Origin of the sequence: Chitinophaga sp. (assembly GCF_035564935.1) — a bacterium.
Classification (GTDB): Bacteria; Bacteroidota; Bacteroidia; order Chitinophagales; family Chitinophagaceae; genus Chitinophaga.
On the sequence record NZ_DATMTE010000594.1, the window covers coordinates 1 to 5,718 of the forward strand.

General features: G+C 47.3%; 6 protein-coding genes. 5 read left to right on the forward strand and 1 reads right to left on the reverse strand.

Features of this window, described 5'->3' with window-relative positions; genetic code table 11:
- The 5 genes from VN105_RS15050 to VN105_RS15070 form a co-directional block, all read left to right on the forward strand.
- A partial coding sequence (locus VN105_RS15050) for a GbsR/MarR family transcriptional regulator (protein ID WP_325642293.1) occupies positions 1-466 on the forward strand: 466 nt, incomplete at its 5' end.
- A gap of 61 nt (positions 467-527) precedes the next feature.
- Positions 528-1,850: a TolC family protein gene (locus tag VN105_RS15055; protein ID WP_325642295.1), complete on the forward strand. Its 1,323-nt coding sequence runs from the start codon at positions 528-530 to the stop codon at positions 1,848-1,850.
- A gap of 6 nt (positions 1,851-1,856) precedes the next feature.
- Positions 1,857-2,948, forward strand: a complete 1,092-nt coding sequence (locus VN105_RS15060; RefSeq protein ID WP_325642297.1) for an efflux RND transporter periplasmic adaptor subunit — start codon at positions 1,857-1,859, stop codon at positions 2,946-2,948.
- 3 nt (positions 2,949-2,951) lie between these two features.
- Entirely contained in the window at positions 2,952-4,214 is a 1,263-nt protein-coding gene (locus VN105_RS15065) for an ABC transporter permease (RefSeq protein WP_325642299.1), read from the forward strand.
- A gap of 3 nt (positions 4,215-4,217) precedes the next feature.
- Positions 4,218-4,901 carry an ABC transporter ATP-binding protein gene (locus VN105_RS15070; protein ID WP_325642301.1) on the forward strand — a complete coding sequence of 228 codons (684 nt, stop codon included), beginning with the start codon at positions 4,218-4,220 and terminating at the stop codon, positions 4,899-4,901.
- A gap of 12 nt (positions 4,902-4,913) precedes the next feature.
- On the opposite strand, the gene VN105_RS15075 is transcribed toward VN105_RS15070, so the two are convergent.
- Positions 4,914-5,648 (reverse strand): SDR family NAD(P)-dependent oxidoreductase, encoded by a 735-nt coding sequence (locus VN105_RS15075; RefSeq protein WP_325642303.1) that lies wholly within the window; start codon positions 5,646-5,648, stop codon positions 4,914-4,916.
- Positions 5,649-5,718 lie beyond the last annotated feature (70 nt).

Consider the following 5,718-nt stretch of genomic DNA (forward strand, 5'->3'; position numbering starts at 1 on the left):
TTTGGAAAAATACAGGGAAAAGATCGAGCAGCATAGTGCTACTATGGAATCAATGGGACTTACGCCAGTGGCGGCAAGGGTATTTATATACCTGATGCTGAGTGAAGAACACCAGGCTACATTTGAACAAATGGTGGACTATTTCGGGGTAAGCAAAAGCGCCGTTTCCAACGCGCTGAAGATGCTGGAATCAGTAAAGATGGTAGACGCCAAAACCATTGGTGGACAGCGTAAGCGGTATTTTTCCGTGAATATGAAAAATATGTTCAGTGAAGATTACCTGGCTACCAGGATAAAACAGTTTTACACTATACTGGATGATATCAGAACCACCAGGAAGGCCGATGATGATTTTAACGGGGAGCTGGAAGACATATCAGGTTTGTATAAAATGATGCTGTTCGAAATTCCGTTGATCCTGGAGCGATGGAAAAGAACCATTGCATTAAAACAACAGCGCAAATAATCTCTTTTTTTGCCCACATTGGTTCTTTTAATTCAGAACTAAAAGAAATTAATTTATTCAGATGAAAACAGTCACCCTGTTGCTGTTACTGGCTTTCCATGTATGGATAGCAGCCGGGCAAAGCATGCCCGTAAATAGCAACACTCCGCCATGGACGCTGGAGAAATGTCTGGAATATGCTGCCAGCCATAACCAGGACATACTCACTCAGAAACAGCTGGTACAGGCAGGTACACAGGACCGTAAGGCAGCGGCCACCCGGCTTGCACCTGAAATAACAATAAAAGGCGCCATCAATAACTACTGGAAAATTCCCGTACAGGTATTCCCCGGAGAGCTGGTAAATCAACCCGCCGGCACTTTTGTGCCGGTAAGAATGGGAACGCCCTGGATGGGCAACTACGGCGTGGATGCGGAGCTGCCACTGGTAGATGTACAAACCTGGCAGCGCATAAAACTCACCCGGTTACAGGAACAGGGCGCACAGGCAGCGTATAACTCCCTTCTGAAAACACTGCTGAAAAATGTGCGGATCGCCTGGTACAGCGTACAGCAACAGCAAGAGTACGTTGCCGTTACCAACCGGCTGCAGGAAAATTATCAGCACATTCACCAGCTGGTTAACCGTCAGTTTGATAAAGGGCTGACCGATAAAATTGTACTGAACCAATCGGCCACACTACTAAAAAACCGGGAAGCAGAGCATATAAAAGCCATGGCTGATCTGCAACAGAACTACCTGGATCTGAAATTCTGGATGGGTTTCCCGCTGGAAGACACGCTGCCGGTTACTCCTTCCACCGGCCTCCCCGAGCTGGCGCTGGCTGGTTTTAGTGCAGCAGAACTACCCGGTTACGAGGCAGAAGCACTGAAAGTAAAAACAGCCCGCCAGGATTACCATTCTTCTTTGTCCGCCATCTATCCGAGCCTGCATGTAAAAGGCACATGGGAACAATTGGGCTTTGGCGATAAAAGCAATTTCATCACCCGCTCGCCCTGGTTCACCGTAGGATTCATTGGCCTGCAGCTCAGTATGCCGCTATCCCTCAGCAGGCTCGCTCATGAGCCCCGTAGCCGGAAAGCCCGGTGGGAAGCGGCCGGTCAGCAGTTTAAAAGTTATACCTCTCAACAGGAAAAAAAATACCGGCAGGAAAAAGTATTACTGGAGCAGGCTGCTGAAAACATCCGGCTGCAACAGGAAAATACCCAGCTGGCAACAGAAAATGAACAACTCACTACTTTGAAGATCAATAAAGGCATCATCGATATGATCCAGCTGAAGGAGGTACAAACGGATCTCTATAAAGCACAGGAACAACTGAATGAAGCCCGGATGGATTTTTTCAGGCACTATACAGAAATTAATTACCTACAAAATAAATAAGCTTACATGAGAAAGCTTTTATTAATAGCAGTAACGGTCACCCTGGTAACTGCCTGTAAACAAAAAACACCTGTTTATACCGTGCAGCGCCGCAACCTGAATGAAGCAGTGTATGCTTCAGGAGAAATTATGCCCGGGGCTTATTATTTCCTGAAATCCAACAGCACCGACCTGCTTTTGCAGATGAACGTAAAAGAGGGAGATGCCGTTACCCGCAACCAGGTACTGGCTGTATTGGGAACGCCCAGTGAACAAACACAGGCAGTTATTCTTCAACGCCAGGTAGCGCTGGCCGGTAGTAATGCCAATGATGGTTCGGCGGCACTCAATGAATTGCAGGAAAGAATAGAACAGGCAAAGCAACAGTATGAAGCACACGAAGTAAACGCTGCGCGATATACGGATCTTGCAAAAGATAAAGCGGTTTCTGAAAAAGATGCGGAGCAGGCCAGGCTGCAGGCCACCGGCAGCTTGCGTACCTACAAAGCATTACAGCAGCAATATCTCTCACAAAAAAATACGCTGACAGATAAGCTCCTGCAAACCCGTGAACAACAGGCAGCCAACAACCAGGTAAGAGAAGGTAAAGTACTGAAAAGCCCGGTGGATGGCAGCGTATTTAAGGTATACCTGAAAGAAGGAGAACTTGCACCGCTGAACAGCCCGGTACTGATGATAGGACTGCCCGGTAAATTCAAACTGGAACTGCTGGTGGATGAAAGGGATATTGCGAAAATTAAAACGGGCCAGAAAGTTTATTTCGAAACAGATGTATACGCGGGTAAACAATTTGCCGCCACTATCAACAAAATCATTCCCGTATTGCAAAAGGAAAGCCGGAGCTTCCAGGTGGAAGCCGCCGTGCTGGATAGCAATATATTCTATCCCCAGTCGTCTGTAGAGGCAAATATTATTATCCGTGAAAACATACCCGCCTTAATGATCCCCGCAGATTACCTGCTGAAAGGCGATAGCGTATACCTTCAGCAGGGGAGGGAACTACGGAAGATCCATATCGGCACTCATACGAAAAGCGGCGATTGGGTGGAAGTAACAGGCGGACTAAAACCGGGGGACATCATCGCCAAAAAGGAGTAAGCCATGAAAATATTCACCAACATACATCTGGCGGCATCTATTGCATTCACGCATATGCGCACCAGGCTGAAACAAACCATGGTGGCCACCGCCGGCGTTGCGTTCGGGATCACCGTTTTTGTGTTCATGGTAAGCTTCATCAAAGGGTCAAATGAATATATCAGAAACATCGCCTTTGAGCAGTCGCCGCACCTGCGGCTGTATAATGAAGTACAGGCCACGCCGGGCACTATCCTCGACAAAGTGCAAACACAGGCCGTAAACATAGTGGATCATGTAAAGCCCAAAGATGTGTTGCTGAGTTTGAAAGATGGGAAACAAATTGTACAAACGCTGCAGCACGATCACCGGGTAAGCGCCGTTTCAGGGTCCATCAATGCACAGGTGTTTTACCGGCTGGGCTCCAGCGCTATCAATGGCATGATCAACGGTATTGATTTTGAAGCAGAAAATTCCCTGTTTAATCTCCAGGCCAAATTGGTGGATGGCAGTTTCCAGGAATTAACCACCATGCCTAACAGCCTGGTAATGGGCGCCGGGCTGGCAAAAAGACTGAACCTGAAAACCGGCGACCGGCTTACACTCACCACCGAAAAAGGAACTACGTTTTATGTAACGGTAGTGGGGATCTTTAAAACAGGTATGACGGACATCGACAAACAGCAGAGTTATGCCAGTCTGAATACCGTGCAACGTTTCCTCGGGGTGCCTGCCGCATATATCACCGATATAAAGATCAAGCTGCACGACATGGAGCTGGCGCCGGCACTATCAAAGGAATTACAGGCGAAGTACGGCTTCCACGGGTCCGACTGGAAACAGGATAACTCCGCTATCATTGAAGGCGATGTGATCCGTAATATGATCGTATATGGTGTAGCCGTTACCATACTGCTGGTAGCGGGATTCGGGATTTTCAATATCCTCACCATGATGATCTATGAAAAGATGAAAGATATTGCGATCCTTAAGGCAATGGGTTTTTCCGACGCCGACATCCGGTGGATCTTCCTCATACAGGCGCTGACGATTGGTGTTACCGGCGCTTTACTGGGACTTCTGTTCGGTTTTCTTTGCGCTTACGGTATTTCAAAAATGCCCTACAAAAGTGATGTGATGATCACCCTGGATCATTTGCCGGTGAGTTTTGCACCTGTATATTATATCACCGGTTTTACTTTTGGTATTATTACCACTGCACTCGCAGGCTATTTACCGTCGCGTAAGGCGTCGCGTGTAGATCCGATCACCATTTTAAGAGGATAATTCATGAACCTGATTTCCGTAAGAAATGTAAATAAATATTTCCTGCAACCCGCAAAGATGCAGGTGCTGGATAATGTGAGTTTTGATATAGAAAAAGGAAAGTTCGTTGCCATTACGGGTAAATCGGGCAGTGGGAAGTCCACGTTGCTCTACCTGTTGTCGACCATGGACACGGCTTTTGAAGGCAGCATCCGTATTAACGAAGAAGAGATGCAGGGGAAAAGCAATTCCTGGCTGGCCGGTTTCAGGAATCATCATATTGGTTTTGTATTCCAGTTCCACTACCTGTTACCCGAATTTACCGTGTTAAGGAATGTAATGCTTCCTGCATTGAAGCTCCGGGAATACAGCACTGCAGAAACGGAACACCGCGCCATGGAACTGCTTAAATTATTGGGGGTAGACAGCCAGGCACATAAAAGGGCATCCCTGCTTTCGGGCGGCCAGCAGCAGCGGGTGGCTATTGCGCGGGCATTGATCAACGACCCGTTGATCATTATGGGAGATGAACCAACCGGTAACCTGGACAGCTATAACTCTGCGGTGGTTTTTGATCTCTTTAAAAAACTATCAGCAGAAAAAGGACAAACAATATTAATGGTTACCCATGATGAAGATATTGCCGGAAGATCAGATCATACCATTCATCTTACAGATGGTAAAATAGACGAAGAAACCGGTGTATGAAGATCAGTTGGTTTATGGCAGCTTCGCTACCCATCTTTCCGGCAGATGTTTCAGTATAAAATAAATGATCTTCCATTTACTTCCCGGCACTATGGCAAAGCCGCTGCCGGCATTCACTATTTTACGGGCAATAAAAGCAGGCTCCATTAGTAAATATTCCGGGAGATCCAGTCCTGCAGTCATTTTGCTCCGGATATACCCTGCTATAATTACATTCACAATAATTTTCCGGGAGAAGAGATACTGGCGTAATCCCGCCAGGTATTGGGTAAATGCCGATTTCGTGCTGCCATACACAAAGTTGCTTTTGCGGCCACGTACCCCTGAAAGCGACGACAGGCCAATAATGCGTTCCAGGTGATTATTGGCAGTATCTGTAGCAATGATATTAAGAATGGACACGGCGCCGGCATAAAGCACATTGATCATCCGGTAACTGCCGTCCCAATCCACGAGGGCCTGTTCATTGGTTACCTGGAAGCCGGCCGCGTACACCACGATGTGCGGTTTGGCAGGCAGCCCTGCATAAAACGCCGCATGATCGCTAAATGCGGTGGCATCAAAGTAACAGATGGTCAGCTGATGCGCAGCGGCATTCCGGGCTTTCATAAACGCCGCAATCTCTTCCGTACTGCGGGAAGCGGCGATAACGTGGTAGCCTTTCTCCAGGTATAGTAATATCGCTTCTTTTGCTACATCGGAATTGGCGCCGAGTACAAGCACTGTTTTAATGGCATGATGACTCATAGGCCGTAAAAATAGTTATTGTCCGCAGATTGGCCACATGGCTGGTAAACCTATTTTTATAAAAATTAAC

Coding starts and splice junctions, on each gene's coding strand:
- VN105_RS15070 (WP_325642301.1), top strand. CDS start 4,218: ATGAACCTGATTTCCGTAAGAAATGTAAATAAATATTTCCTGCAACCC.
- VN105_RS15065 (WP_325642299.1), top strand. CDS start 2,952: ATGAAAATATTCACCAACATACATCTGGCGGCATCTATTGCATTCACG.
- VN105_RS15075 (WP_325642303.1), bottom strand. CDS start 5,648: ATGAGTCATCATGCCATTAAAACAGTGCTTGTACTCGGCGCCAATTCC.
- VN105_RS15060 (WP_325642297.1), top strand. CDS start 1,857: ATGAGAAAGCTTTTATTAATAGCAGTAACGGTCACCCTGGTAACTGCC.
- VN105_RS15055 (WP_325642295.1), top strand. CDS start 528: ATGAAAACAGTCACCCTGTTGCTGTTACTGGCTTTCCATGTATGGATA.